The following is a 25,560-nucleotide window of genomic DNA, read 5'->3' as shown; positions in this document are numbered from 1 at the left end:
CTCACCATCACTTGAAATATTGTTATAGCAAATCATTTTATCACTGAACGGCGCCCAAAAAGGCCCCAGACCCAATGGAGCATGGCCAGACGCGATCATGCATCACGTCACTTTAAGCGAATCTCCGAATTCTGCGAGGAGCGGGAGAAGCGCTTTGCGGCCTTGCGAAGTCGCTACGTCAATGCCGAAGAGCGCTGCGGGCAAGCGGCCATGTAACTTTCCTGTTTCATGGGGAACAGAACAAAGAAATCCCCGCGATACGCGCGGGGATTTCCCATTTTTCTGGCATCAGGAATTTTTGTGACTCTGCTGACCCGCCTTTACATGCTGCTCGTGTGTGCCGCCCCGGGTTTTACCATTATCGCTATTGTTGGAGGCCGACGCCGACTTCGAACGATTGTCGCTGTTCTTGTGGCTCTGCTGACCGGCCTTCACGTGCTGTTCGTGCGTACCACCTTGATTTGCCATGATATGTACTCCTCATATTGGTGATTTGTCACTTGCGTGCCCTGTGGCATGCCCTAACCCAACCAATCGGCACGAGAGGAGTTCCGAGATTTAATATTTCGTGAGGAACGACGAATAGTTCAAAAGGCAGGTTCGCAGGCCTCGCAACGAAGACAAATCAAGTGCGCGCTGCCGTTGTTTGCCAAACTCCTTGCGAAGCTTCCCCTTCGCGTCTTTCAGCACAACGTTGAGTCTTTCTGGCAGCACCCGGCCAGCCCGGTTGACAGCGCATTGACATTGCAGATCGGAACGGATTGGCCTTGCGGCTGTCAGATTGGTCTGCGGAGCCTTTTTTAGAGACCGTGCGATCTGCGAGGGCTCACTTCTCGTGAACACCTCTTTCTCGAGATCAAGCGCATCGCTTTTCCTGGTCACCTTTTGCGACGATCTTTTCCTTTTTCGCCTTTTTCATCGTTCTTGCTGGCGGATCATTAATTTCGGTCGGGGTCATGGGTGTGGTGACTGTCAGGCTCACCACCTCCCCCGGAAACCCTGCTCTTCCAACGCTCGTCATGTCCCCAGCGGGTTTTTTGGTTTCCAAAGGCGCCTTCGCGTTTTCATGTGATGCGTCCGGCCCTCCCTGACGGGTGCTGGCCGACGTTTTTGTGGACGTGGCCTGTTTTCTCTTGTTACCGGATGGCGTCGATAACCTGCCGGATTATTGGTCGTCGCGCGTCTTCATCGCGTCAGAAATACGTTTTTTGCGGGGGTCTTTGAGGTTCTCCCCAACAGCATCCCGATCGTGCTCGGGGTCGTCGGTGGGTTTCATGTAGCCTCTGGGCCGGTTTTCCTTTGGCCCCTCCCAGCGGGGCGACTGGTCGGTGGTGCCGGGAGTGCCATCTCGTGGAGAATTACTGGTCATCACTGCCTCCAATTGGGTTTCGACTTACCCAACCGATCTGAGGCGACGATGTTCCGCGAGACAACGGCAGCAGGGGAACTTTTTTCGAAACAATTGCGCGCTCCCCGGGTTAGGCGCGTGAGAAAATTCAATCCGAGGGAACAGAAGATGACGGACAAATCCAGCAAATCCGATCGCATCGCCAGAATAGCGTATGAGCAGCAGCAGGACTTTCTCAGGCGTTCGTCCCTGCAATTCCTGGAATGTGCGATTCATTTATGCGCGACGAATATGAGCATTTCCGAACTTGCTACCCGGCTTGAGAAACAGGCCCAGTATTTGTGACAGTTTGGATGAGGACAAGCCGCGCCGGGGCTGAAACCGGGCGTGACCGGCATGCAGAAACTGAACTGAATAAAATATTGAGCGAGGCCTCACAGCAGATAGAGGCCATGCTTCTTTTAATGAACACAAATCCTCGCTGCACTGAGGGCTGATATTGCATCCATACACGTCACGAGCTTCAGTCCTTCGATGGGGCTGATCTCCAGACAATGGAGCTGTCGCCGTTTCGAGAGCGGCCCGAGGTCGCCGCCGCTGCATCTCCGCAGCCAAGCGCTTGACGCTGCGGGCAACGCGACAATCTCAGCGGTTGACTGCACGAAGCCCGGGCGGCCACGTGGGTGAAGACCAACGGGATCAAGGGAGCGGCCATGTTCCGGGTTGTCAGGTCGTCTCCCACAAGATAGCTTCCTGTCCCTTGACAACAGGACTCCAACGTAAGCGAAGCTATATGCCATCCTCCCGGATCAACACGAGCGAGTCAGAGGTATCAAGTGTCCGGACACACCGACGATGATGATAATCGAGCGTTTCGTTCCAATCTCGTTCGCGGGTCGCTGAGCGAGATGTTGGACGGACATCTGGCGTCGCGCGACTTTCTGGAGGTTTCGCCGATTGCGGGTTATCTCACCGACAACGCCGGCATCCTCACATTTTACAACGAGTTGGCTACCGACATATGGGGGCTCAAGCCCCGTCTAAAGGAAATCAGATACTGCGGATCCCTCAGGCTTCGCACACCCGATGGCAAGCCATTGCCCCACGCAGAGAGCCCGATGGCGATGGCCCTGCGCGAGAAGCAAGCGGTGCGAGATTATCGGATGCTTGTAGAGCGAGCCGATGGAAGCCAGGTTCCGGTGCGTGCGTTCGCTACACCGATATTCGATGCCGGGGGCGCCATCTCCGGCGGGATCAACATGCTTGTCGAAGAACCCGATGATCAATTCGATAACGAGATCACACAACGTATGAGGGCCATAATCCAGTCCTCGGATGACGCGATTCTGGCAAAAGATCTGAACGGCATTATCACGGACTGGAATCGAGGCGCCGAACAGTTGTTTGGCTACACTGCAGAAGAAGCCGTTGGCCGCTCCGTCACGATGTTGATCCCGCCGGATCGAACCGATGAGGAGCCCAGCATTCTTGCGCGCCTTCGGCGCGGCGAGAAGATCGATCACTATGAAACGGTCCGCCAGCGCAAGGACGGCACACGTGTTGATATTTCCCTGTCTGTTTCGCCAATCAGAAACCGGTCAGGTCAGGTCATAGGTGCTTCCAAGATCGCACGCGACATAACGGAACGCCGGCGCGCTGAGGAGCAACAACATCTGTTGATCCACGAAATGAACCATCGGGTAAAAAACCTCTTCACTGTGGCGAGCAGCATAGTTTCTCTCAGTGCAAGAACGGCAAATACGCCGGCCGAGCTCGCAGCCGCAGTGCGTGACAGGCTCGGCGCTCTTTCGCGGGCACATACGTTGACAGTTCCGCACACCTCCGAAGAATCAGATCGCCTTGCTCGGGCGACAACACTTCATGCATTGCTTGAAACAATCCTCGCCCCTTATGGTCAGGGTGCGGCTCCTCACGTGATAATTAGTGGTCCAGATATCACAATTACCGGCGGTTCTCTGACGAGTTATGCGCTTCTGCTACACGAATTCGCGACCAACGCAGCAAAATACGGCTCGTTGTCAACCGAGCAAGGACGTGTTGAAATCACATGTCAAAGCGACGACAAGCTGTTCACCCTCATCTGGGCCGAGAAAGGTGGGCCGCCGGTCAAGCGGACGTCCGACGGGGAAGGTTTTGGGACAATTCTCGGCCGCGCAACCGTTGGTAGTCAGCTTGGCGGAGAAATTCATCGAGACTGGAATTCTGACGGCTTGGTCATCCGGCTGACCGCCGCTCGTGACCGCCTCTAGGTCGAGGATAAATGCAGGAACGTAGGTCGTATTCCAACTACTTGAACCGGATTACGGATTTTAGCGGAATTTTTGCGACTAGAAGTCCATCACTACGCACCACTTCAAACGCGCTGCCATCCAGAATTTCGTCTTTGAGAATTTTCTCGGCTAACATTTCCTTCGCTGCCTGAACGGCTTCACGCCTTGCTTGCTCATCCGTAGAAAGGACAGCTCCTTCCATATCCACGGAGAGCCCCTGCGCGTCACGCACATGGAAAAAGTACCTTGGCATTGCGAAATTCCTGATATGGTTTCGTGGGGCCCTTGGGCGCTAACGAATTTCGCGATGGCAGGTTCCCAATCTGGCCGCGTAGTTCGCAGCTCTTATTGCCTTCTCTTACCGCGCACCGGGGATTTTTTTGAGGATGTTTCAGGCAAATCAGGTTCAGTGCCGGCAACCAGTTTATGGAACGACGGGCTTCCGGCCACAGCAGGCGTTGTCTTCGCTTGGCGAGGTGATGCCTCCCGGTTGTCGAAAACACCCTGACAGTCTTTTACTCACACGCAGGTGGGCAAACGTGCGTATCAGGCCCCAATCCGACAAAAGAAGATGATATGACCGTCGACCCTGCACGCGATGTAATAAAAATCAACCCGCCGACGCTCCTGTTCAAAACGGATACGCGCCGCACCACTCTTAAAAAGGCTCTCGCCTTCTGGGAGGAATCGGCAGGTTCGTTGTATGATTTCAAACTCACCGATCCGAGCGGCTTTTACACCCGGCATCTTACGTTTCGTCTGGGCGACCTTCTGCTCACCCACTGCGAGAGTGTCGGACAGACGCTCAGCCGGTCCAGCTATCGGATTGCTGCGGATGGTTACGAACATTTCGAAGTGCAGTTTTTCACCAGTGGATGGTGGCGGCGACAGGACGGTCGTGCGGAAGCCGAGGCCGCTCCCGGAGATCTGATCGTTCATGATACGGCCCAGGCCCATGCCGGATCAGCGAACGATTTTTCCAATATTACTCTCTTCATTCCTCGCCAGATGCTGGTGGGGTTGTTAAACCATCCCGACGAGCAGAATATGAGGGTCCTTTCAGCGCATCAGCCGATGGTGGTACTGCTTCGCAAACACATCGATAATATCTTTCACACTCTTCCACTTCTGAATCAAAGACAGGCCGCGGCTTTGGTTCAGCCGACGATCGAACTCGTCGCTGCCACCCTTAACGGGGCTCCGAGAGAGGATTTGGCCAAGGGCCTCGTTCACGTGCAGCGTGAGGAAATCCGCCGCCATATTGATGCGAAGCTGCTAAGCCCGGAATTGTCCCCTGTCGGAATTGCGGCAACCTTCGGTATATCGATACGTAAACTGACCTACCTCTTTTCCGATGACGGCGGTGTGGCTTCCTATATTCTGAAACGGCGGCTGGAAATGGCGCGCAAGGTGCTTCGCGATCCGGCGTACAGCTCCAGGTCCATCGCCGATATCGGTTTGGAACACGGTTTCCTGTACGCGCATAATTTTACGCGCGCGTTCCAGCGTATCTACGGATTGAGCCCGCGCGAGATGCGTGCCCTTGCGCAGCAAAACGCGCTGGCGAGACAGGGCGAGTCACAAACCTGGTTCGATCACGCCTCTAGATGGGGACGATAACCGCAATCCGCGGTCTGCAGGATTTGCGTTTAATGATTGTTTTATCCAGTGCCATTTGCGCGCAGGGATAGATTTGCCACTGCCGGTCCGAAAACTCTTCTATCCCCTGTGAAATTTCGATTGTCTGCACTGTGGGCGCACACACCAGGCGTTTCCGGCGCGCCGTCAATTCAGGGCGTCGGCGGCGCAGAGCGGAGTTTCAACGAGCGCCACATCGTCGTCTCCAATCAGGCTTCACACCATGAAAATATTCTTTCTGCCTGCCGCTCTAGCATTGACCGTATCCGCAGCGATTGCGGCGGATGTCACCATTGAGGACACCGCGCAGCCCGTTGCGGAGAAACCGGAGTTCACCTGGTCCGGAACCTATTTCGGAGTTCATGCCGGTGGAGGTTGGGCCAACGGCGCGTTTTCAGGCTTCGGTGTCGCCGGAACTGAAAACGCCAATGGCAGTCTCTTCGGTGGATTTGCAGGCTACCATTACCAGCCCGGCGACAATGTTGTTGTCGCCGTAGAGGGCGATATTGAACGCCACTGGAATGAACAGGAAGTCTTTGGCGCTGTTTTCGGTCTGGACTGGGCTGGGGCGCTGCGTGGCCGTGTCGGTTACACCTTTAACAACGTCCTTGCGTACGCTACGGCGGGATGGGCCGGAACGCGGGCCTATGTGGACGCGCCGGAATTGGACAAACAGGAAAAGACATTCAGCGGTTACACGATCGGCGCCGGGCTGGACTATGCCTTCACCGACAATATGTTCAGTCGTATCGAATACCGTTATACTGATTATGGAGACAAGTCCCTTCAGGGCGTCGCTGTCGATACCGGCCAGCACACGGTCAGGGTTGGCCCAGGCATAAAGTTCTGACCTATGCCGCCATTTTTTAGGTCTACACTTACGCTGGATGGAACGCGCCGGTATTTGTCAATCGTAATACTGACCGCTTTCATAAGCATTCTGACGGCAGTTGCCGCCTGGGCACAGGTGCCCGTTGTCACCCGACATCCGGTCGCGGTTTCCGTTTCGGAAGGCCGGGGCGCCATTTTCAGCGTCGAGGTTCAGGACGCCGCCACCTCGATACAATGGCAAAAGGCCTATAGCCCGAGCGGGCAGTTTTCCAATGTCAGCAACGGCAACGGAGCGGAACTCCACTTGCCGAACGTCAGGCTTTCTGACAGCGGCACCTATTATCGAGTTGCGGCAACGCTGGCAGGTAGCACCGTTTACTCCGCTCCGGCGTCCTTGACGGTCCTTTCCGCTGTCGCGCCGGGGGTGCGAACCGTCGACGTGCCGGCGAACGGACACTACAACGCCGGTCAAACATTGAGTTTCCACGTTCACATGGACCAGAGTGTTTGGATCACCGGTACTCCCGCTATTCAACTCATCATCGGCGCGACCACCCGGCAAGCCGCCTATCGATCCGGTACCGGCTCCAGCGTCCTCACATTTTCATATACTGTCCAGTCCGGCGATGTGGATATGGACGGAATTGCTCTTGGCACATCCATCGCATTAAATGGTGGCACAATTGCAAATTCCGTTGGCGAGCCAGCCGAACTTGCCCTGAACAGCGTTCCCCCGACGGGCCAGATACTCGTCAATGCAAATTCCCCAACGGTCACTCTTTCTACCTCTTCCTCCCCTGATGATTCCATTCGCCGTATAACAGTCACGTTTTCGGAAGCGGTTACCGGACTGACGCAGGGGGATTTCAGTTTGATCCCGACCGGGTCGGCGGTCGGTTCTGTTACGGGGCTTCGAACCGACGATAATATTACCTACGACGTTCTGGTATTTTACACCTCCGGTGCGGGTACTTTCAGTCTTCGCTTGCCGGCAAATTCCGCAATCAACACGGGCGGAAATGGCAACCTCGCGTCCAACACTCTGACCTGGCGAGTCGGCTCTTCGATAAATGCGGATTTGCAAGACATCAGACCGAGCGCCGGCACCCTCACCCCATCCTTCTCGGCATCCATAACCTCTTATGTCGTGAGTGTCGGAAGCGATATAGAGCGTGTTTCCCTGACAGCCGTTGCTGCCGACGCCGCAGCAACAATCACGCTGAACGGGTCGCCCGTCCCGGGCGGTCTTCCGAGCCCGGCAATACCACTCGCCATCGGCAACAATGCGGCCGACATAACCGTCACGGCCCGGGACGGGGTAAGCACAAATACATACCGCGTCAATATCGTCCGCGCTCAGTCCGGAAATACAAGTCTTGCTGCGCTGGTCACGTCGGTCGGAAGTCTTGAACCGGCATTTTCGCCGGGCGTCGCTAATTATATGCTTTCCCTTCCTTTCGACACCGCTACGCTTCAGGTGATGCCGACAGCCGCCGACCCTTTCGCTGCCGTCACGATACATGGCAATGTGATCTCATCGGGGAATATGAGCCCGCCCATCGAACTGGCCGTGGGTATAAACACCGTATCCGTGCTGGTGACGGCGCAAAACGGAGCTGCACGTTCCTACACGATCTCCGTCAACAGGGAGAAACTGGTTTTTCCGGATCCAACAATGGACGCCGACGTTGTTGGTTTGCTCAACGCGCAGACGAGCGCCGCAGGACGTTTTGCGCAGGTTCAGATACGCAATTTCCAAAATCGGCTTGAGCGACTTCATAACGAGGGCGAGCGCAGAAAGTCGAGTTTCGGTATACGTTTTGGGAGACAGTCGAAGGGCGGCGGTTCCGGTTTGCCCGTGGAGCCCGAGCCGGATCCGGGTGGCGCCGGCATTGCATCGCTCGGTTATGCGACCGAGAACAAGCAAGGGCTTCCTGAGAAAGTCGTCGCTCCCGGGGAATATCAATTCCCGGAGCGAGATTTTGACCCCGGTCCTTTCGCTGTCTGGACGAGCGGCTTCGTCAATTTCGGTGAGCGGGAAGATGGCAGGCTCGATCTCGATTACACGCTTGCGGGCGTCAGCGGTGGCATTGACTACCGTTTCTCGGAAGAGCTCATCGCAGGTGTTGGCGTCGGCTATGGACGTGATAGCACAGATGTTGGCAACAATGGCACGCAAAGTCGTGCCAACGCCTACAGCGCCGCTTTCTATGGCAGCTATACACCGTTCGAGAATCTGTTTATTGACGCGCTTCTCGGCGGTAGCGTCCTGGATTTCAATTCGGTACGGTTCATTGCGGCCGACAGCAATTTCACAAGCGGAAGACGTAACGGCAGTCAGTTGTTTGGTTCACTGACGGCCGCTTACGAGTTCCGTAACGAATCGTGGCTGGTATCGCCCTACGGCCGGGTGGAGATGTCACGATCCTGGCTTCAGGGCTTTTCCGAAGCAGGTGACAGCACCTATCGCCTCACTTACGGTGACCAGACGGTCGACAATGTAGCGGGCGTTCTGGGCTTGCGCGCCAGTTACGCGTTCGACTATGAATGGGGCAGGCTGATCCCAGGCGTCAGGGCTGAATATGCACTCGACCTCAAGGATTCCGGCCGTGCCATAATGGGTTATGCCGCATCTGGCGGGCTTCCCTATGCGCTCGACAGAAAGGATGAGATCTCCGGTTATGGCAACATCGGGCTTACGCTTGATGCGATCTTCAATGTGTGGTCCGCTGGCCTGGAGTACCGGACCGGCTTCGATGATTCCGGGACCCGGGACCATGCGGTCCGCATAAAAATCGAAACCAGATTCTAGCGAGCAACCGGTTTCGCTGACCAGTTCCTTCACACCGCAGGTCGCTGATTGCCGTATTTGCTTCGATTTTTTTGACCGTGCGGATCGCATCGAACGCCCGCAGTTGCTCTCGCAAATCCATAGCCCCGGAACGCCATCGTCGCTGCCGCCACATTTTTATGCTGCTAAATCGACCATTGAACGGTCGTATTTTCCAAATCCGGCGCACGAGCTATCGCTGTGCCGGCGTTTGCAGGAAAGGAAAAGGCTGAAGGAGGCCCGGCAGAGGTCTCATGCCCGCCCATTGTCGTGACGCGTCAGTTCGCGATGGCATATTGATTCCTGCGTCGCGGAATCAGCCAAGCATTCCTGACAATCGCAGCAATACGACCCCGATTGCCGCGGAAATTACGGTCAGCGATATACATGCATATAACCGGTACACTCTCTCCTTGGACGTCAAGAGGATATAGATTGATGCGACCGCGAGAAGGATTATTGTCACAAGAGCGCCATGCGCCCGATACTCGTCCGAGTAAAGCCATGTCCCCAAAGCCAAAAAAGCGCCTATAACAAAAACAAGCTCGAGCTTTGGCAAAACGACACCTCAAAAGAATCTGCTGGCGATTCTAGGGTCTCAATCTCACAGGTCAATATTGTTATCAGGTAACTGCGGGGGCGCGGCGCTGATCCGAGGAAGGAACACCAGATCCGGGTTTGGCAATTAACCAACTGTTAACCATGTTGGCCTAGTTATGACTCATGAGCCGAGCTTGACCCCCGGCGCACCAAGGCCACGATTTCGTTTCGCGTTCTGGCACGTTGCTTGTACTCCTCGCGTGAAAGTGGAACGTCGAATGCGGTCTCCAGCCCTCGTTTGCATACTTGCCGCAGGCATGTTGGTAACCGGTTGTGCAAACGGTTCAAGTCTGCGAAAGCAGCCGACAAGCACTGGCGGTGCGGAAACCTCCGGCAGTCAGGTGAGCGGATCGAATGGCATCGATTTGCCGGGTGTGACAGGTTCCGTCACCGCTCCGGTGAAACAGGCGAGTTTCAGCAGGACCGAGCATAAAGGACCTCTTTCGGGCCTCCTTCAACAGGCCGAGCGCAACTGCCGATATACGGGCCCGAACCCAGTCTCCGGCGGGAGTGGCAATTTAGATAAAATTTACGCTAAATCTTAGGGATTTGGACTGATCCTGCCGTGCTACGTTCAACCACGTGGAAACGGGAGGCGAGTAACAATGATCTGGGACCTGAGGAAGCTTGAAAAAGAACGCCGCGATCTCATTGAGGTCGTCGACAGTCTCAAGAGTTGGCAACGTTTCTCGCCAGATGATCCGCGTACTATCTCCTTGCAGGTCGCGGCACATATGATGCGGCTTAGCGAACTGGATGAGGATTTGACAAATCTGAGGAGCAAGGAGAATGGTTCAGCAGAGAATCTTGCCGCCAGCTGAACCTTTGTCAGACGATCCAGCAAGCATTCACCGAAAGACAGCGATGCGTCCTTTGCCGTCACAGCGCATGCGGGTCACTGGCACGCTCTATGGCGTTGCCCCCGGGCCGGTCGATTGGTGCCATTCCGGTATCGACGAGCACGCCCACACCAGCTTACTCCGAAGCACCCATCAGGCCGGGGATTGAAGCCAACAGATATAAAAATCAAGGCTACAAGCCGCTGTCATACGGCGCGGCTTCGTAGCCGACCGTCAGCTATGTTCGATGATAGAGGCCGGACAGATCAGCATCGATCAACGTAGCGGTTTCCGTCGCTGTCGCGATAGTAACAACGGCCGGGCTGTCCTGCTACGTTTCCGATCAAGGCGCCGGATACGCCACCGATAGCAGCACCGACTGCGGCGCCGCGAACGTTGCCTGTGGCTACGCCACCGACGACGGCGCCTGTTGCAGCGCCAATCCCGGCACCTTTTTCTGTCGATGCGCAAGCTGTCAGACACAGTCCTACGCATCCGATGACGAGAAATTTGTTCAATTCAACCTCCGTTAAAGTTTGCTCCCGGCAGAGACTTCCCCGGCCTGACCATGTTTGGGCTTTGACCGGATCGCCATGCGGGAATCATCTAACCAGCATCGGCGCCCAATGTTCCGAAAACAATGAAAAGCGGGCTGAAACGTGTCGGACTTTTCCGCGGGGCCGGGAACCGGTGCACGCGCTGGACGCGGGCCTGGCGGCGACCAACGAACCTCCCCACACAACACTTTTCCCTTTTTCTGGCCCCGCCGCTATCTGTCCCGCATACGGCATTCGCACCGGAGGCATCGCTCAAAACGAAGACCATCATCTCCCGGGAGGTCGTGAGGTTTAATAACCGGTCATCTCCAGATAGCCTTGTCCCGAAATGCTCCCTTTAAACTCTATCGGTCCTTCCCAGTAGGGTGTCGATGTCGCCATCCATGCCTGCTCGTTAAGGGGCAGTGTTTTAATGTCGAGGCCGCGCCCCGGTATCCTGATGCTCCACTCGACCGGGACTGCCTTGCCCTTCACGTCAGCGGTCCGCAAAGGGGTGAGGATGATGTCCCCCGGATCGATGGTTGTCGTCTTGCCATCTGCTGAAATCCAGTTGGCGGAAATATAGCCGCCATTGTCATCGCGCAGCCGGAATGCCATGAGTTTTTCGCCTGACGTCAGGTGGAGCGAAAACCAGTCCCAGCCCGTCTGATTGGCAGCAAGTGGCTGGGACGACCACTCCCGATCGAGCCATGCCTTGCCGGTTACCTTTTGAATATCGCCGTCGACACGAACGCTGCCGCTGACATCGTAGAAGGGTTGAGAATAATAATAGCTTGCGTGCCCTTCCGCCGATTTCACGGAGTATCCACCGTCTCCCTGGCGTATCAGCGGCCCGAGCGCCCGAAGCTTCAGGTTATATTGGAAGTGGTTGCCGTCAGCGTTGAGTTCCAGTTGGTCGAGTGGGTCGTGGAGATCCGTACCCGTCGATTTCATTTGCCAGTTGTCAATCCAGGCTTCGAAGGGTTCAACGTCGACACCCGCCTGGCCGACCCCTCCCCTTGCCAGCCTTTCGGTAAGGTAGTGACCACTGGCAGTGGTGACGGCTGCGTGCCCGATCCATATGTGCGGATCGGTCCACCCCGCGCGTTCGGTTGGTTGAAGCGCGGAACGAAAGAGCGTCCATTGAGCGCCCATCCGTTGTCCATCTGCCTTCTGGAGATTTGCGGTAACATACCACCATTCGATCCTGAAATCAGGATGCGCCCCGTGATCTCCTGGAAAAACAAGCGGCACCCCGCGTTTCGGAATACTGAAGCCTTCGGCATTCGACCCCAGGCCCGCAAAGCCTTGGGCCAGTATGCCGGTCGGCGCCAAAATGCAGTTTGCGGAAAGGAGCAGAAGGAGAATTTTAGCGTTCACTGGCGAATATCCTCAGAAGGTCGGCCGGTTCCGTCTTGGCCAGCCGGCGGACCGGTATCAGAACCGAAACAAAGGCCGCAAGCAGAGCGGTGAAGCCGAGCCTGAGCCAGTCCAGCGGAAACAGGATCAGGGGCAATCGCCATCCGAAGGCCTCTACATTAATGATCGCCAGCAGAACCCAGGCCAGTCCCAGCCCGACCGGGATGGACGCGACAAAGGTGGCCAGCCACAAGGCAAGCGTTCGCAGGACCTCAAGCATGGCAAGATGGCGACGACGAAGGCCAAGCGCCCAGACAGGGGCAAGCTGGGGCAGGCGGAGCGAGGCAAGCGTCAGCAGGCTCGAAAACATGGCGAAACCCGCCACCGCAAGCGTCAGGACGTTGAGCGCGCCGGTAACCGCAAATGTCTGTTCGAAGATCGCGGCTGACTGACGTTTCAGCGAAGCCTGATCGACAATGTTCGCGTCCGGCAGGCCGAAATCCTTCATCAGGCGGCGCCTGAAATCCTCGACCATTCCCGGTTCCATGCGGAGGCCGTATCGAAGTTTTTCGATGTCCGGATAATGCTGAACCAAAGCATCGATACCGATGATAACCTGGCCTGTCGGGTTGCCGTAGTCGGAAAAGATACCAACGACCGTAGCGCTCCAGCCTCCGGGCAATTCGATTTGTTCGCCGAGCGAGGCCTTCCCTGTCCTCCAGAACTGCTCGTTGACCAGTGCGCCTCGTCCTGCCGCGATTTCGTCCCAGGTCGCGGCGGAGCCCAGGATCAACGGCCAGTGATCCCTGTATGTAGCGTCATCAGCCACGCCGAAAATCTGGACCTGTTGCCCGGAGATTTCACCTTTCGTGCTCCAGACAGGCAAAACCGCTCTTGTGTGGTCCGGAAACCATTGCCGCAGGCGTGCCGCTTCGCCCTCGTCGCGCGCCGTCACATAGACTTCCGCCGCCAGGCGCTGGTCGAGCCAGCCCAGGAATGTTTGCCGGAAACTGGAAACCATGGTCCCGACGCCGATATTGGCTGACAACGCCAGCAGCAATGCCATCAGGGCGAGAGAAAGCCCGGGCAGTTGCTGGCGTGTATCGGCAAAAAACCACCCCGCCAACACATGTCGGGATACATCTTCGCCGACTTTCAGTCCGAGCGCCAAAAGGGCCGGAAGAATGAATGCTGCGCCGAGAAGCAGTGTCCCCAATACCGCAAAACCTGAAACGAGCCCGTGTCCCAGCGATGCAAGCACGCCGGACAAAATAAGCAGCAACATTCCAGCGCCTGCCTGAAACGTCAGCCCTCGGGTAGATGCCATGGTCCAGGCCCTGCTCTGTGCCGCCGACAAAAGCGGCATGCGCCAGACGTGCCAGAAATGTTGAAGCGAGGATAGCAGCGTCCCGATCAATGCAATGACAATTCCCGCCAGCCACCATTCCGGACGGAATGACAATGAGCCGGCGACAGTTGCGCCGTAAAGGCCGCGCAAGCTCGCGGCAACACCCGGCAAAAGTGCCGACGCAACGACATAACCGAGCACAACACCAAGGGCACCCGACACCAGCGCAAAAAACGTTGTCTCGATCACGAGCATCACCATGAGGGAACTGTGCGAAACCCCAAGCGATCTCATGGTTCTGAATGTACCGCGCCGCTGTTCGAACGAGAGGCCTGTCGCGGAATAGACGATGAAAAGACCGACAACAAAGGCAAGAAATCCAAATGCTGTGAGACTGAGATGAAAGCTGTCGGTCAGCCTTGCGATATCGGACCGGCTGCCGGCTTTTCTCAGGGAAAGGTCGGGCGGAAGGGGCCCGGGCGTCTGATAATCGGCGTTTCGCGAAGCGACAATGACGATCCTGCTCAGGTCGCCATTTCGTTTCAACAGTCGGTCCGCCGTTGAAATATCGACAAAAGCTGCATCGTCCGGGATGTCTTTCGCCGTCCTGATTAAAAGGCCGGAGGTATCGTTGAGTCTGGCAGCCGTTGCCGGCGAGACAATCATCTGGCCGGGCTCCCGCATGAAATCAATCAGAGCCGACGGGTCGGAGGGCGGAAGAACGATTTGCCCCGAGGGCATTGTCAATGGATCGATACCGACGAGCCTGAGACGCGTCGTACCAAACCTGTACTCGCCTTCGATCACCGGGGAGACATCCAGACCCGCCCTGCGAAGCCGGACATATGTCTGCAACGGAATCTTCCCGCCGTCCTTCGCCACAAGCTGATCAAGCTGGTTCTGTGCCAGGACCGAGGCTGCCCGGTCATAACTTGCCCGCGCTTCGGCGTTGATTGCCTGGACGGCCGACCAAAGGCCGGTCGCCAGCGCAACACCCAGAATGAGGGTGAAAAACTGGAGCGGCCTGTAGCGCCAGTGGGAGAGCAGCGCCCGGAAGGCGGTATGGTTCATGGCAAAACCTTCCCGCCGCTGAGGATGATGCGCCGATCGAGTTTTGCCGCCAGGCGATTTGAATGGGTAACGAGGAGAAGCGCGATCCTTGCTGATCTTGTCAGGCTCAGCATGATTTCTATGACGAGGTCAGCCGTCGCCTCATCGAGATTGCCGGTCGGCTCATCGGCGAGGATGAGGGACGGTCTTGCCGCAAGTGTGCGTGCGATTGCAACCCGCTGCTGCTGACCGCCGGAGAGTTGCTCGGGGTAACGCCCGAGCAACTCTCCGATTCCCAGTACCCCGACGAGTTCTTCCTGCCATGACGGGTCGAACCGCCCTGCCAGTCTCGCGTGGAACGAGACGTTCGAGCTGACATTAAGGCTCGGGATGAGATTAAACTGCTGGAAGATAAGCCCGACCTCCCGGCGCCGGAAACTTGCGCGACCTGCATCATCGAGGCCGCTGACAGACCTGCCGCTCACCGCAATAGTGCCGCTGTCCGGCAGATCGAGTCCGCCGGCCAGATGCAGAAGTGTACTCTTGCCGCTGCCGGATTCTCCTGTCAGGGCCAGGCTTTCGCCGGCCTGTAGCGAAAGATCAACGCCCTTCAGCACCGGGACGTTGCCTTCCGCTGTCTGATAGGACTTCCTGATGTTGGACATTGAGAGGATCATTGGTCTTCTGTCTCTTGTTCGCCCTGCCCATTTCACCACGCAAAATTTCCGGTGTTCCCGTGGAGCTGCCAAGGTTCTCCCAGGTTCTATTCCGATGTGCATACCCGCTCAATCTGCCTCCGGTTGGAAACAGAGGCCGAGTCGGATAAGCCTTGGCCGAGTATTGCCCTCGATCACAGGGTTCTCCCGAGGTCGGAAGTGACAGACGAATTATCCAGTCAACTTGACAGCTTGCATCGCAGTACCTTCGACTATTTCTGGTCCGGAAGCCATCCCGAAAGCGGGCTGCCAAGGGACCGGATGCGAGCCGACGGTTTGCCGATCCATGAGATCACATCAATCTCCGGGGTGGGGTTTGGTTTCCTGTCGCTCATCGTTGGCGTTCATCGTACCTGGATAACACGCCGGGATGCTATTGCGCGGGCCGGCCGCATGCTGGAATCGCTGGCTGCGGTCAAGCGGTTCCATGGCGCTTTTCCTCACTTCGTCAACGCGTCCAGCGGAAAGACGCTTCCCTTCGCGAAATTCGACGACGGCGGTGATCTCGTTGAAACCGCGCTTCTGGTTCAGGCGCTGATCTGCGTGCGTGAGTTCTTTGGCGGGCAGACATCCGCCGAGATCAAGCTTCGCCGATCCATTGAAGAAATCGTCGAAACGGTGGAGTGGAGCTGGTTTACCAGGGGTAAGACCGGGCCGCTTTTCTGGCACTGGAGCCCGCGATATGCATGGTCGAAAAATCTGCCGATCGCCGGCTGGAACGAGGCTCTGGTTTGTTATGTGCTGGCGGCAGGTTCAACGGCGCATCCGGTCGGCCGGGAAACTTATCATTCCGGGTGGGCACGCGATGGCGCAATCAGGAACGGATCGTCATATTTCGGTGTGCGGCTCCCGCTTGGCGAGCCTTTTGGAGGTCCGCTCTTCCTGTCGCACTATTCGTTCTGCACGCTTGATCCGAGAGGTCTCGGTGATGCCTATTGCAGCGACTATCTGGAACAGGTTCACGCACATTGCCTGATCAATTACCGGTACTGTCGCACGCGCTATGCAGGTGAAGCAGGATGGGGCTTGTCCGCCTGTGACGGGCCGAAAGGTTATCTCGTGAACTCTCCAACCGATGATCATGGCATCATCGCAACAACGGCTGCCCTCTCAAGCATGCCGTTCCTGCCGCAGCGTGCACGCCAGGCGGCGCTGCGCTTTCTGCGATGGCATGGCGGGGCGCTCGTCGGCCGCTTTGGCCTGATGGATTCTTTTCAGCCATCAACAGGCTGGGTCTCCAAAACGCATCTTGCGATCAATCAGGGGCCAGTCGTCGCCATGATGGAGAACGACCGGAGCGGTCTGATTTGGGAACTGTTCATGAACGCGCCGGAAGTCATAGCCGGACTGAACCGGCTGGGTTTCCACCGCGACAGATCGCACGAAAGGACGAAGCAGCAAGAGGCCGGATGAGTGACCGGACACAGCATCGTGCCATCTTCGGGCGGGGTGTTCCTGGTCACGGGCGTTAACCCCGACCGGTCATATTGCGATCGGCTGAGGGGTGCCGGCGCGTGGGTTTAGCGAGCCGTCGGAAGAACTGGTGACGGCCAGCGTCTCCCACCCAATCCCTCCGCGCTTTGCTGGCGGCTGCAGTCATCACCTGTTGCACCGGGTGAGGTCCTGGCGCAAAGGGCCAACGGGTTTGGGCGGCATCGTTATTTGCAATTTTGCAAGGACCTCGCAAATGCAATGATCGCTTCACTAACCTCATGCGGTTTCTCCTGAGGTGCCCAGTGTCCGCAATCCGGTATTATGAAGCTCCGCGTCAGGTTGGGAACAAGCTCGGGCATGGCGTCAATGATCTGTCGCATGGCAGGCATGCTCAATCCCGGATCCTGCTCTCCCACCATATAGACCGCCGGAACCTCCACTTTCAGACCGTGAAGCGAACGTTGCAGGTTCCAGTTGGCGTCGAGGTTGCGATAGTAGTTAAGCCCGCCGCTGAAACCGGTTTGGCCAAAGGCGTCGACATAATGGGCGAAATCAGTCTCGCTCAACCATTGCGGCAGGATGTCGGGCGCCGGCAAGGGCGCGAGCATCCCTTTCATGGGCGATACCATGCCGAACGGATCAGGCGTCCCGTCGCCTTCCTCGCGTGCTCCCGCCTCCCGCGATGCGGAAAACAAAATCTTGCGAAGCGTCGCGCCGATATCCCGCTCAAATTCAGCTTCGGCGATCCCGGGCTCCTGAAAATAAAGGGTGTAGAACAATTCGGTGTCGGATTGTGGAAAGAGACTTGTCGGCGGTACCGGCGGGGAGCCCATCATGGGAACGCCTATTGCAACAACGCCTCTGAAGCGGTCCGGGCGCATAAGGGCTGCCTGCCAGGCCACTGTACTTCCCCAGTCGTTGCCCACAATGACAGCCCTGTCGCAGTTCAGTGCATCGAGCAGGCCCACAAGATCGCCCACTAGGTCAAAAATGGAATACCTGCTGAGTGACGTTGGACTTTCTGTTTCTCCATAGCCCCGCATATCAGGTGCGACGGCGCGAAAGCCAGCTCTTGCCAGTGCGACAAGCTGGTGTCTCCAGGCGTAGGAGGTTTCGGGAAATCCGTGAGCCAAAAGGACAACCGGTCCTTCCCCCTCCTCCTCAACATGCATCCTGAGTCCGTTGGCGACCAGCTTGCGAGACGGCATGGCGAGCTCCTCTGTTATTCCGAAACAATTTATGTTACGGAAAACTTCACGTCAAGTTTCCGAAACAAGGAAAGTTACGAAATGTCAGACACCCGACTTTCCCGCATGCTTCACGTACTTGTTCACATGCATCTGCTCGGCGGGAGTGAAACTTCCGAAACAATCGCGAAAATGCTGAACACCAATCCGGTCGTGGTGCGCAGGACAATGGCTGCCCTGAAGGAGTACGGGATCGTGAAATCAGCGGGAGGGCGAAGCGGTGGCTGGCGGTTTGCAAGGGGAGCCGACCAGATTACCGTCGAGCAGGTCCACGATGCGCTGACGATCGGATCGGCGTTTTCGATTGCCCTTTCGAACGACCATAGCGCCTGTCCTGTCGAGGGTGCTGTGAATATGTTTCTGGGCGAGGCGATGACAGACGCCGAACACACCCTTCGAACCCGTTTTGCGGCGACAACGATTGTTGATCTGGCCAGTGCCTTCGCCTGATATTGTCGGTTCTCCCCGGCCCGGGTTGTGGTGACTCATCACGAGGACTGCTGGCGGTGTCGATCCGGCGACCCGACATGGAAATTGACCATCATCTTTCAGGGCTCTAGAAGAGCTCATCAGCAGAAGGAGGATTATGCGCAGAGGCAGCCATTGTAGCCGCACGTAGCGGTCTTGCCCGGCACCGTAGAGGTTGCCGGACCTCTTGGCATATTTTTCTTCGGAGTTCTCATGAAGAACCATGATGTATTGATCCGGCCTTATGCGCCGGCAAAGGACACACAAGAGCTCTCACTCATCTGGCTGGAGGCGTCACGCGTGGTCCATCCGTTTATAGGCGAAGCGCGTTTGGTCGAGCAGCGAGCGCTCATTGAAAATCAATATCTGCCCAGCGCCGAAACCTGGGTGGCGACCATTCACGATCTGCCCTGCGGCTTCATCAGCCTGCTCGACACATTCGTCGGAGGAATATTTGTTTCTCCAAACCGTCAGGGCCGTGGAATCGGACGCCGGCTCATTGCTCATGCTCTCGGTCTCAGGGGAGAACTTTCTCTCGATGTTTACATCGAAAACCGGCAGGCAATGTCCTTCTATACCGGACTGGGTTTCAGGGAGCTCTCACGCCGTCCTGTCGACGATGATGGCTATCCGTTTGAAAACGCGCGTCTGCGTCTGACGGGCTAATGGATTGCCGGGCGGCCCAAGGCCGCCCTGATTGCCGCGTTTGAACAGGACTGCCCAGGCCGTCCATCCCACAAGGCGCATTGCCCATTCCTGTCTTCCCGCCCTACGATGCTCGGTTGATCTCGCCAATGGGCAAGCAGGCTCGCGCCTGTCCGTTCATCATAAAACCGGTTTTCAGTCGCCGGACCCACGACCAGCCCCACCGATCACCGGGGAGCGGACTTCGCCCTCCCCCTTCGTTCCGGAGGATGTGAGAGCACATCCACCGGAACGGTGGGTAAAGGCTTCACCCACTGCGGGGCTTGCTCCTGAACTGTGGCAACAACGGAGAGCCTGTCATGACCGTATACCCCAGCACCGCATGTTTCGACACCGGCCGCGCCTTGACCGAAGACGAACTGCGCAAGACCGCGCCATCGATCTTCGCAACGTAGGCACACGAAAGCAGATCAGAGCGCTTCCGGCCAATTCATGGCCGCCGCCGGCGTGTCACATCCCGCGCCGTTTACCGGCATCGATCAGGACATCAAGCTCAACAAGGCGCTCTGGCTCCTTGGAGCCGAGAAGGCCAGGCTGAAGGGTGCACATTGATGCGCCCCGCCTCGTCACTCTTTTCGGCGGAGCTGTTCAATTGCTGCACGGCTTTGAAGGAGACGGATTGGAGCAGGTTCACAACTCTTGAAGCTGCTGACGAGGGTGCGGACTGTATCGAGGGCGGATATTCTCCCAAAGAGGCTTCGTTCTTCACAATTTATGGGCGCCTCAAAGAGGGTGGTTGCGAAGCCATCACGGATTGCCCTGATTCTAACAGCGCCAGTCGTGTTGCCTCACAACTTTGCGCCCTGAGTGGATTGACGCTTGAAATTGTTTGCTAGATGCCACCAATGGCAACGCCGGGAGATGCGGTGAAACCACAGACCGGATTTTGCGAGGAACCTGGCCACCTTCGAGGTGGCTCCCCTGACGCCCCGCCCCTCGAACTCCCGCCCCACCCTTCACTCAGAACTTATATGCGCCGACGTCCTTTCGGGGTCGGAACAACAGTAGTTCAATCGCACGTCAAGGTCGAACGGACATCTCGGATCGCCAGAAATCTGGCTCTAGGTCGACTTCTTTGATTATTGCCCGGCGAAACTGGATGCGCAATCGCACTGATCGCGGCCCGGATCCATCGGAGTGCGGGATCGGCCTGTCGCCTCTTGTGCGAGATCAGCGTGAACGGGACCGGAGGGAACTCGATTGGCGAAGGCAGTATGACCAATCTCTTGTGGCGCCGAAGCGTCTCCAGGCTTTTCGCGGCGACTGTGAGAATGAGGTCGGTCCCGATAATTGTATTTGGCGCGACGCTCCAGTGCGGGAGCACCAGCGCCACCCGGCGACTGAATCCTGCCGTGTGAATGGTCTCATCAATCTCTGTCGATGCCTCACCATGAACGGCGACCAGCGCATGGGGGCGGGCGAGATAGGCATCCAGGTCAATCCGGTCGGCCAATGGCGGAAGAGTAGCGCGATCTACAAGGCAGACATACTGGTCCGAAAACAATAACTCGGAGTGAATCTGGGCAGGCAGGTGCGGAAACACGCCAAGGCCCAGATCTATATCTCCGTCGACCACCCCGGCGACCATTCCTTCCCGGCTCAGCTGAGTGATTGACAGATCTATGCCCGGCGCCGATCGCCCTATCAGCGACATCAGTTCGGGCAGGATGATGCTGGCGCCGTAATCCGACATTGCCAACCTGAAAACGTGCCGGCCTCGCGCCGGATCGAACCCGCCGGGCCCAAGCACCGCGCGTATCTGGGCAAGCGCTTCCTTCACCGGCTGTGAGAGTTCGAGCGCGCGGATGGTCGGTGACAGACCGCCGCTGTGGCGCGTAAAGAGAGGATCTTCAAGAAGCACGCGCAATCTCGCCAGCGCGTGGCTGACCGCCGGCTGACTCATGTTCAGTCGCAGCGCCGCGCGTGATACGTGGCGCTCGGATAGCAACGCATCGAGTACTACCAGAAGGTTGAGGTCCACACCGCGAAGATTATTCATGCTGTGCATGATACCCGCCGTAATCTGAATTTCACATAGTCCAGATGCATAATTAGAAGAAGAGCCTGTTCAAGTCGCGAAAGGACATCTTCTCATGCAGCCTTTGGCTTTCCTCGTTGCAGCGCTGATCTCTGGCGCTCTTGTCCCCTTCCAGGCCGGCGCGAATGCGGCGCTCGGCCGCGCTCTTGGCCACCCCCTCTGGGCGACAGTGGTATCGCTTGTGACAAGCGCCATCCTCGTCGTACCCTTGATGATTGCGTTGCGCGTTTCCGCGCCGACGATCGCAAATCTCTCCGTCCAGCCGAAGTGGATCTGGATCGGAGGCATTGCCGGAGTGACCTACATCACGGTGGCGCTCCTTCTTGCCACGAAGCTCGGGGCTGCGGGCTTCATGACGGCAGTCATTGCGGGCCAGATCCTCGCTTCGATCACGATCGACTATTTCGGTATTGTCGGTTTTACGGCAAGGCCGATTTCCGGATATCGTCTCGCAGGAGCGCTGCTGGTTGTCGCCGGTGTCCTGGTCATGCAGAGCCCAGTTCTTTGGCGAACGGTGTGCCAGGTGTCGCAACTTCCCACTCAATCCTGACCAGCAGGAGAAATACCATGGATAATCACGACAGAACCTTCCCGAGCGTATATTCGCTGGGCGGTGACGCTGTACCGGTGCAGGTGCGCATTGCCAGGCCGACCGACAAGCTTGAGGACGTAGTCGCGTTTTATCGCGGTGGCCTGGGCCTGCCGGAGCTCGCCCGATTCGAAGCTCACGCCGGCTACGATGGCATCATGCTCGGCCTACCCGGCAAGTCTGTGCATCTTGAATTTACCCGACACGCAGAGGGCAGTTCGTGTCCCGCTCCAAGCTTCGATAATCTGCTGGTGCTATACATCACCGAGCCTGATGCTTATGATCGCCTCAACGAGCGGATGCAAGGAATGGGTTATGCGCCCCTGGAACCGGAAAATCCATACTGGCTCGAGCGCAGCTTCACCTATCAGGATCCTGACGGCTGGCGTGTGGTGATATGCCGCGAGACCGGTATTTGACGCCGGCGGCACACCGATACGTCGTTGTGGATCCTCACGCTGATGTTGCAGCGAGACGTTGCCAGTAGCGTGTCGAACCCATCAGCTCCATTAAAAGGGATGGTGCGTTCCTCCGGATAAGGAAGCGGGACGTTCCATCCGCGAAGGCCTGGGCGCCATAGCGCCAGGTCCCGCCAACGCGCCGGAAGATCCGGACAATTCTCTGGACGGGGTTGGCGAGACCCAGCTACAGTGAAAAAATCCAGGCGGCTCGATCGCGGAAATTCCCGGCGACGACACAGCAAGCTGATCTCGCATCGGACACGGTCCGATGCTATCTCTATTGTAGCAAAGAGGGGAGTAGGACAACCATGGACTTGATAATTCCCAGCACCGCCAATCTCAGCCTGTTCGTCAGCGCCACGCTGGTGCTGCTTCTCGTGCCGGGACCGGCGGTTCTTTACATCTTCGCGCGCTCCGTCGAGCAAGGTCGTTCCGCCGGTCTCGTTTCGATTCTCGGCATACATTCGGCCACGCTGGTTCATGTCGTCGCAGCCGCTGTGGGGCTGTCGGCGCTTCTGGCGTCGTCTGCTCTCGCCTTCAGCGTGGTAAAGTATGCGGGCGCGGCCTATCTGATCTGGCTTGGTCTCAAGAAGCTCTTCGGCCCATCGGATCTTCCGGACATAGAAGGGATGGTGCCAGCGCGTAGCCGCATGCGCATCTTTCGTGAGGGTTTCATAGTCAACCTCCTCAATCCGAAGACCGCGCTGTTCTTTCTGGCATTCCTGCCGCAGTTCGTTGAGGTCGACCGTGGCCATGTGGCAATGCAGGTCGCATTCCTCGGGATTCTCTACACAGCGATCGGCGTGCTCACGGATGGCGCCTATGCACTTGCTGCCGGCACGGCGGGCAACTGGCTGAAGCGTAGTCCTGTCTACCTGAAAGCTGAACGCTGGGTCAGTGGTTTCGTGTATATCGGTCTTGGCATGACGGCTGCTCTTTCGGGCAACCACAAAAAATAGGTCATCATACGGTCGGGAAAGCTCCGTGGGAATGACAAGGGCCGAGCGAGAACGTGCTTCCCGTTGCGTCGTAGCCATTGCGGAGGCTCTGAGGTCGCGATCACGGCCGTCCTCAGGCCGCTCTTGGTGTTTCAGTATCCCGATGATCTGCTCGTCCGTGAACCGTGCATGCTCCATTCCGTCCGTCTCACTGATACGACGGGCTCTACCAACACCTGGAAGAAGTTAAGTGTCCCAGATTACCGCGCGCCGGCGCTTCGATTCTACGCCATTCCCTCTCTTGGGAACGGAAACCTCACAGCCCGCTGGCCGCTAGTCGTCATTTTTCGAGCGCTTTATGACGCCGAGATGCGCGCTCATTCGCCCGGCTCGGATTTTTTTATTTTCCCTCTTGAACAACGGGATCTGAAAACCAAATCGTTATGCGCCGGTTGCTGAAAGTTGGACCGGCCGAATGGAGGCGCTGTCTTACGGCGCTTCCATGCCCATGTTGCTTCAAGGAGAATATGGCTATGACGACCTCTTTTGACTATGCACCGTTATTCCGGTCGACGATCGGCTTCGACAGGGTGTTCAATCTGCTTGAAAATGCACAGCGCGCGCGCCAGCTCAACGACTGGCCGCCCTACGACATTCTAAAGACTGGCGAAGAAACCTACAGCATCGCACTTGCGGTAGCCGGTTTTTCACCCGATGAGCTCGAAATTACCTTTCAGTCAAATCTCTTGAAGGTCAGCGGGAGGAGGCAGGAAAACGCCGGGAACGGCTATCTGCACCGCGGCATCGCAGGCCGTCCGTTCGAGCATCGCTTTGAGCTTGCCGACCATGTCAGGGTCAGCAGCGCCGATCTCCGAAACGGTCTCCTGACAATCAGTCTTGTCAGGGAGATACCGGAAGCGCTCAAGCCGCGAAAAATCGAGATCCGAGCGGACTCACCCGCGCTTGCATCGCCTGCATCAGTCCAGATCGACGCGCAGGAGGCAGCTTAAACGGACCTTGTCCAGGAGAGCCGCTCAGACGGCTCTCCATAATGTGTCAGGATTGGGAAGGAGAGAAAAATGAAACCAGGAATGTTTCATGAACCGGTCACCGTTCTTGTGGGGCTGGGTTTTCCGGTCGAGATACGCGGGGTGACGGAGGCGTACCGGCATCTGTGCGAGTGGCCGCAGGCCCTCAGAGACAGAGCGCACGCTGTCGCTGTCAACGCGTGCCGGGCAGCGTTGTCCGATGAAATTGAAGCCGAGACCGCGCGGAGCCTTTTTGTCGCTTTTGCCGAGAAACATGACCTACTTGCCCCTGACTGCAATTCTCTTGTTGCATTCAGGAAGCCTCGCGACAAAAATCCAAACGTGCGGTAGGTGGCGACGCCACCGACCAAGTCGGTGACGGATAGCCACGCCTGTTCGATCTGTGCCAAGAGGCAAGTCACTCACAGTTCGTCCAGTGTTTCGTTAAGGGCCTCTATATTGCGCAGGCGGGTGCGACCGGTCGCCCCCGCCTTTTCAAGGCAACGGGTTATGAGAAGATGGCAGAGAGCCATCACCGCCGTATGATTAAAGAGCGGTCCTGGCGCGAGCGTCTGGCACTGAAAGTGCCACGTCGCCTTCGTCTCAAAGGGAGCGCCCTCGTCGGTCACGTAAAGAAGCTTTGCCTTCGAGTGTCTCACCTGATCGACGATCCCATCGGATTGGCTGGTTCTTCGACGCAGTCCGAAGAAAATCACGACGTCATTTTCACCAATGCTGACCAGATGCTCGCCCATGGTCTGCCCGGCACCCGGGATAACGATAATGCTTTCGATGACCTGAGTAAGCTGCCATTGGAGATAGGCTGCAAAGGGGTAGCTGCTGCGGAAGCCTATCACCCAGACCTTGCGTGCAAGAAGTAGTGCTGTGACGGCACCGTCGATCTGGTTTTCCGAAATTCCGAAAAATGTGGCTTCGATATTGAGGAGAGCCTGTGCGACATGCGCCTTGATCGATTGTCTGGCTCCAGCATCGGCAGCCCGCGCCAGAAAGAGCCTCGAACCCGTCTGCTTCTCCGCCCTGGCGTGTCGTCTGGCTTCCTCATAATTTTCGTAGCCAAGCCGCCGGATGAAACGTGTCACGGTTGCCTTGGAAACATGCGCCAGTGCTGCAAGCTCCTGGGCAGAATAACTGGCGAGTTCGCCGGGAAAATCGCAAACGAATTCTCCAATCCGCTTTTCTGCGGGGTGAAGATCCGGCAGGGATTGCCTAACGCGGAACAGGAATGATCTTTCCTTGGGCACACGA

Annotated in this window: 26 protein-coding genes and 1 pseudogene; 15 read left to right on the top strand and 12 right to left on the bottom strand. The window is 57.2% G+C overall.

The annotated features are described in order from the left end of the window. Positions 1-288 precede the first annotated feature (288 nt). From V6R85_RS24735 to V6R85_RS24720, 4 genes and pseudogenes are all read right to left on the bottom strand, one after another. The gene (locus V6R85_RS24735) at positions 289-468 is read right to left on the bottom strand and encodes a hypothetical protein (RefSeq protein ID WP_077998741.1); all 180 of its coding nucleotides are present in this window, start codon (positions 466-468) and stop codon (positions 289-291) included. Positions 469-558: 90 nt separating this feature from the next. Further along, on the bottom strand, positions 559-843 hold the full coding sequence (locus V6R85_RS26085; protein WP_442892994.1) for a DUF3175 domain-containing protein: 285 nt from the start codon (positions 841-843) through the stop codon (positions 559-561). Positions 844-938: 95 nt separating this feature from the next. Beyond that, positions 939-1,123, bottom strand: a pseudogene (locus tag V6R85_RS24725) (hypothetical protein); the annotation flags it as partial. A 42-nt stretch (positions 1,124-1,165) separates the two neighbouring features. Next, a complete protein-coding gene (locus tag V6R85_RS24720) occupies positions 1,166-1,369 on the bottom strand; it encodes a hypothetical protein (protein ID WP_020808119.1) in 204 nt (67 codons plus the stop codon). A gap of 147 nt (positions 1,370-1,516) precedes the next feature. Here V6R85_RS24720 and V6R85_RS24715 point away from each other — a divergent pair, with 147 nt between their 5' ends. Continuing rightward, positions 1,517-1,693 (top strand): hypothetical protein, encoded by a 177-nt coding sequence (locus tag V6R85_RS24715; RefSeq protein ID WP_336377328.1) that lies wholly within the window; start codon positions 1,517-1,519, stop codon positions 1,691-1,693. Between the two features lie 491 nt (positions 1,694-2,184). Then, on the top strand, positions 2,185-3,618 hold the full coding sequence (locus V6R85_RS24710; protein WP_336377327.1) for a PAS domain S-box protein: 1,434 nt from the start codon (positions 2,185-2,187) through the stop codon (positions 3,616-3,618). A gap of 37 nt (positions 3,619-3,655) precedes the next feature. Here V6R85_RS24710 and V6R85_RS24705 read toward each other — a convergent pair whose 3' ends face one another. Continuing rightward, positions 3,656-3,892 (bottom strand): DUF6894 family protein, encoded by a 237-nt coding sequence (locus tag V6R85_RS24705; protein WP_020808165.1) that lies wholly within the window; start codon positions 3,890-3,892, stop codon positions 3,656-3,658. 323 nt (positions 3,893-4,215) lie between these two features. Between V6R85_RS24705 and V6R85_RS24700 the strand changes: the two genes are divergently transcribed. The 4 genes from V6R85_RS24700 (at position 4,216) to V6R85_RS24685 (ending at position 10,359) form a co-directional block, all read left to right on the top strand. Continuing rightward, positions 4,216-5,259 carry a helix-turn-helix domain-containing protein gene (locus tag V6R85_RS24700; protein WP_111829600.1) on the top strand — a complete coding sequence of 348 codons (1,044 nt, stop codon included), beginning with the start codon at positions 4,216-4,218 and terminating at the stop codon, positions 5,257-5,259. A 241-nt stretch (positions 5,260-5,500) separates the two neighbouring features. Further along, positions 5,501-6,127 (top strand): outer membrane protein, encoded by a 627-nt coding sequence (locus V6R85_RS24695; RefSeq protein ID WP_111785172.1) that lies wholly within the window; start codon positions 5,501-5,503, stop codon positions 6,125-6,127. A gap of 54 nt (positions 6,128-6,181) precedes the next feature. Further along, positions 6,182-8,920, top strand: coding sequence for an autotransporter domain-containing protein (locus tag V6R85_RS24690; protein WP_162692486.1), 2,739 nt, complete (start codon positions 6,182-6,184; stop codon positions 8,918-8,920). A 1,223-nt stretch (positions 8,921-10,143) separates the two neighbouring features. Continuing rightward, entirely contained in the window at positions 10,144-10,359 is a 216-nt protein-coding gene (locus V6R85_RS24685; RefSeq protein ID WP_080865387.1) for a hypothetical protein, read from the top strand. 284 nt (positions 10,360-10,643) lie between these two features. On the opposite strand, the gene V6R85_RS24680 is transcribed toward V6R85_RS24685, so the two are convergent. From V6R85_RS24680 to V6R85_RS24665, 4 genes are all read right to left on the bottom strand, one after another. Further along, positions 10,644-10,895 carry a YMGG-like glycine zipper-containing protein gene (locus V6R85_RS24680; protein ID WP_111785170.1) on the bottom strand — a complete coding sequence of 84 codons (252 nt, stop codon included), beginning with the start codon at positions 10,893-10,895 and terminating at the stop codon, positions 10,644-10,646. Positions 10,896-11,225: 330 nt separating this feature from the next. Next, complete coding sequence (locus tag V6R85_RS24675) at positions 11,226-12,293, bottom strand: lipocalin-like domain-containing protein (protein ID WP_111829597.1); 1,068 nt, start codon at positions 12,291-12,293, stop codon at positions 11,226-11,228. Next, positions 12,283-14,691 (bottom strand): ABC transporter permease, encoded by a 2,409-nt coding sequence (locus V6R85_RS24670; protein WP_111785168.1) that lies wholly within the window; start codon positions 14,689-14,691, stop codon positions 12,283-12,285. The genes V6R85_RS24675 and V6R85_RS24670 overlap by 11 nt, the downstream gene beginning before the upstream one ends. Further along, positions 14,688-15,347, bottom strand: a complete 660-nt coding sequence (locus V6R85_RS24665) for an ABC transporter ATP-binding protein (RefSeq protein WP_087747312.1) — start codon at positions 15,345-15,347, stop codon at positions 14,688-14,690. Before V6R85_RS24665 ends, V6R85_RS24670 begins: the two co-directional genes overlap by 4 nt. A gap of 300 nt (positions 15,348-15,647) precedes the next feature. Between V6R85_RS24665 and V6R85_RS24660 the strand changes: the two genes are divergently transcribed. Next, entirely contained in the window at positions 15,648-16,799 is a 1,152-nt protein-coding gene (locus tag V6R85_RS24660) for a glucoamylase family protein (protein ID WP_111785167.1), read from the top strand. A gap of 245 nt (positions 16,800-17,044) precedes the next feature. Here V6R85_RS24660 and V6R85_RS24655 read toward each other — a convergent pair whose 3' ends face one another. Then, complete coding sequence (locus V6R85_RS24655) at positions 17,045-18,028, bottom strand: alpha/beta fold hydrolase (RefSeq protein ID WP_111785166.1); 984 nt, start codon at positions 18,026-18,028, stop codon at positions 17,045-17,047. An 81-nt stretch (positions 18,029-18,109) separates the two neighbouring features. Here V6R85_RS24655 and V6R85_RS24650 point away from each other — a divergent pair, with 81 nt between their 5' ends. From V6R85_RS24650 to V6R85_RS24640, 3 genes are all read left to right on the top strand, one after another. Further along, positions 18,110-18,517: an RrF2 family transcriptional regulator gene (locus tag V6R85_RS24650; RefSeq protein ID WP_020808177.1), complete on the top strand. Its 408-nt coding sequence runs from the start codon at positions 18,110-18,112 to the stop codon at positions 18,515-18,517. 231 nt (positions 18,518-18,748) lie between these two features. After that, a complete protein-coding gene (locus V6R85_RS24645; protein WP_111785165.1) occupies positions 18,749-19,201 on the top strand; it encodes a GNAT family N-acetyltransferase in 453 nt (150 codons plus the stop codon). A 338-nt stretch (positions 19,202-19,539) separates the two neighbouring features. Further along, positions 19,540-19,635 carry a phosphoribosylamine-glycine ligase gene (locus V6R85_RS24640; protein WP_111785164.1) on the top strand — a complete coding sequence of 32 codons (96 nt, stop codon included), beginning with the start codon at positions 19,540-19,542 and terminating at the stop codon, positions 19,633-19,635. Between the two features lie 614 nt (positions 19,636-20,249). On the opposite strand, the gene V6R85_RS24635 is transcribed toward V6R85_RS24640, so the two are convergent. Beyond that, positions 20,250-21,248, bottom strand: a complete 999-nt coding sequence (locus V6R85_RS24635) for a LysR family transcriptional regulator (protein ID WP_111785263.1) — start codon at positions 21,246-21,248, stop codon at positions 20,250-20,252. 85 nt (positions 21,249-21,333) lie between these two features. Between V6R85_RS24635 and V6R85_RS24630 the strand changes: the two genes are divergently transcribed. The 5 genes from V6R85_RS24630 to V6R85_RS24610 all read left to right on the top strand — a co-directional run bounded on the left by V6R85_RS24630 (position 21,334) and on the right by V6R85_RS24610 (position 24,645). Then, positions 21,334-21,828 (top strand): DMT family transporter, encoded by a 495-nt coding sequence (locus V6R85_RS24630; protein ID WP_111792139.1) that lies wholly within the window; start codon positions 21,334-21,336, stop codon positions 21,826-21,828. Between the two features lie 17 nt (positions 21,829-21,845). Continuing rightward, a complete protein-coding gene (locus V6R85_RS24625; protein WP_020808182.1) occupies positions 21,846-22,286 on the top strand; it encodes a VOC family protein in 441 nt (146 codons plus the stop codon). Positions 22,287-22,636: 350 nt separating this feature from the next. After that, positions 22,637-23,287, top strand: a complete 651-nt coding sequence (locus V6R85_RS24620; protein ID WP_020808183.1) for a LysE family translocator — start codon at positions 22,637-22,639, stop codon at positions 23,285-23,287. A 512-nt stretch (positions 23,288-23,799) separates the two neighbouring features. Next, positions 23,800-24,276, top strand: a complete 477-nt coding sequence (locus V6R85_RS24615; protein ID WP_020808184.1) for an Hsp20 family protein — start codon at positions 23,800-23,802, stop codon at positions 24,274-24,276. 69 nt (positions 24,277-24,345) lie between these two features. Beyond that, positions 24,346-24,645: a DUF982 domain-containing protein gene (locus V6R85_RS24610; protein WP_020808185.1), complete on the top strand. Its 300-nt coding sequence runs from the start codon at positions 24,346-24,348 to the stop codon at positions 24,643-24,645. A 71-nt stretch (positions 24,646-24,716) separates the two neighbouring features. Here the strand turns inward: V6R85_RS24610 and V6R85_RS24605 are convergent, their stop codons facing one another. Beyond that, a complete protein-coding gene (locus tag V6R85_RS24605; RefSeq protein ID WP_020808186.1) occupies positions 24,717-25,556 on the bottom strand; it encodes a MurR/RpiR family transcriptional regulator in 840 nt (279 codons plus the stop codon). Positions 25,557-25,560: the final 4 nt, after the last annotated feature.

Origin of the sequence: Agrobacterium sp. CCNWLW32, from assembly GCF_037083425.1 — a bacterium.
Taxonomy (GTDB): domain Bacteria; phylum Pseudomonadota; class Alphaproteobacteria; order Rhizobiales; family Rhizobiaceae; genus Agrobacterium; species Agrobacterium radiobacter.
The sequence above is the reverse complement of the archived record's forward strand: the minus strand, read 5'-3'. Positions and strand labels throughout refer to the sequence as shown.

Bases quoted from the DNA above. Each gene is read 5' to 3' on its own strand.
- V6R85_RS24715 (WP_336377328.1), top strand. From the start codon at position 1,517: ATGACGGACAAATCCAGCAAATCCGATCGCATCGCCAGAATAGCGTAT.
- V6R85_RS24720 (WP_020808119.1), bottom strand. From the start codon at position 1,369: ATGACCAGTAATTCTCCACGAGATGGCACTCCCGGCACCACCGACCAG.
- V6R85_RS24700 (WP_111829600.1), top strand. From the start codon at position 4,216: ATGACCGTCGACCCTGCACGCGATGTAATAAAAATCAACCCGCCGACG.
- V6R85_RS24735 (WP_077998741.1), bottom strand. From the start codon at position 468: ATGGCAAATCAAGGTGGTACGCACGAACAGCACGTGAAGGCCGGTCAG.
- V6R85_RS24665 (WP_087747312.1), bottom strand. From the start codon at position 15,347: ATGATCCTCTCAATGTCCAACATCAGGAAGTCCTATCAGACAGCGGAA.
- V6R85_RS24620 (WP_020808183.1), top strand. From the start codon at position 22,637: ATGGACTTGATAATTCCCAGCACCGCCAATCTCAGCCTGTTCGTCAGC.
- V6R85_RS24630 (WP_111792139.1), top strand. From the start codon at position 21,334: ATGCAGCCTTTGGCTTTCCTCGTTGCAGCGCTGATCTCTGGCGCTCTT.
- V6R85_RS24670 (WP_111785168.1), bottom strand. From the start codon at position 14,691: ATGAACCATACCGCCTTCCGGGCGCTGCTCTCCCACTGGCGCTACAGG.
- V6R85_RS24610 (WP_020808185.1), top strand. From the start codon at position 24,346: ATGAAACCAGGAATGTTTCATGAACCGGTCACCGTTCTTGTGGGGCTG.
- V6R85_RS24615 (WP_020808184.1), top strand. From the start codon at position 23,800: ATGACGACCTCTTTTGACTATGCACCGTTATTCCGGTCGACGATCGGC.
- V6R85_RS24705 (WP_020808165.1), bottom strand. From the start codon at position 3,892: ATGCCAAGGTACTTTTTCCATGTGCGTGACGCGCAGGGGCTCTCCGTG.
- V6R85_RS24640 (WP_111785164.1), top strand. From the start codon at position 19,540: ATGACCGTATACCCCAGCACCGCATGTTTCGACACCGGCCGCGCCTTG.
- V6R85_RS24645 (WP_111785165.1), top strand. From the start codon at position 18,749: ATGAAGAACCATGATGTATTGATCCGGCCTTATGCGCCGGCAAAGGAC.
- V6R85_RS24660 (WP_111785167.1), top strand. From the start codon at position 15,648: ATGCGAGCCGACGGTTTGCCGATCCATGAGATCACATCAATCTCCGGG.
- V6R85_RS24650 (WP_020808177.1), top strand. From the start codon at position 18,110: ATGTCAGACACCCGACTTTCCCGCATGCTTCACGTACTTGTTCACATG.
- V6R85_RS24685 (WP_080865387.1), top strand. From the start codon at position 10,144: ATGATCTGGGACCTGAGGAAGCTTGAAAAAGAACGCCGCGATCTCATT.
- V6R85_RS24655 (WP_111785166.1), bottom strand. From the start codon at position 18,028: ATGCCGTCTCGCAAGCTGGTCGCCAACGGACTCAGGATGCATGTTGAG.
- V6R85_RS24635 (WP_111785263.1), bottom strand. From the start codon at position 21,248: ATGCACAGCATGAATAATCTTCGCGGTGTGGACCTCAACCTTCTGGTA.
- V6R85_RS24695 (WP_111785172.1), top strand. From the start codon at position 5,501: ATGAAAATATTCTTTCTGCCTGCCGCTCTAGCATTGACCGTATCCGCA.
- V6R85_RS24625 (WP_020808182.1), top strand. From the start codon at position 21,846: ATGGATAATCACGACAGAACCTTCCCGAGCGTATATTCGCTGGGCGGT.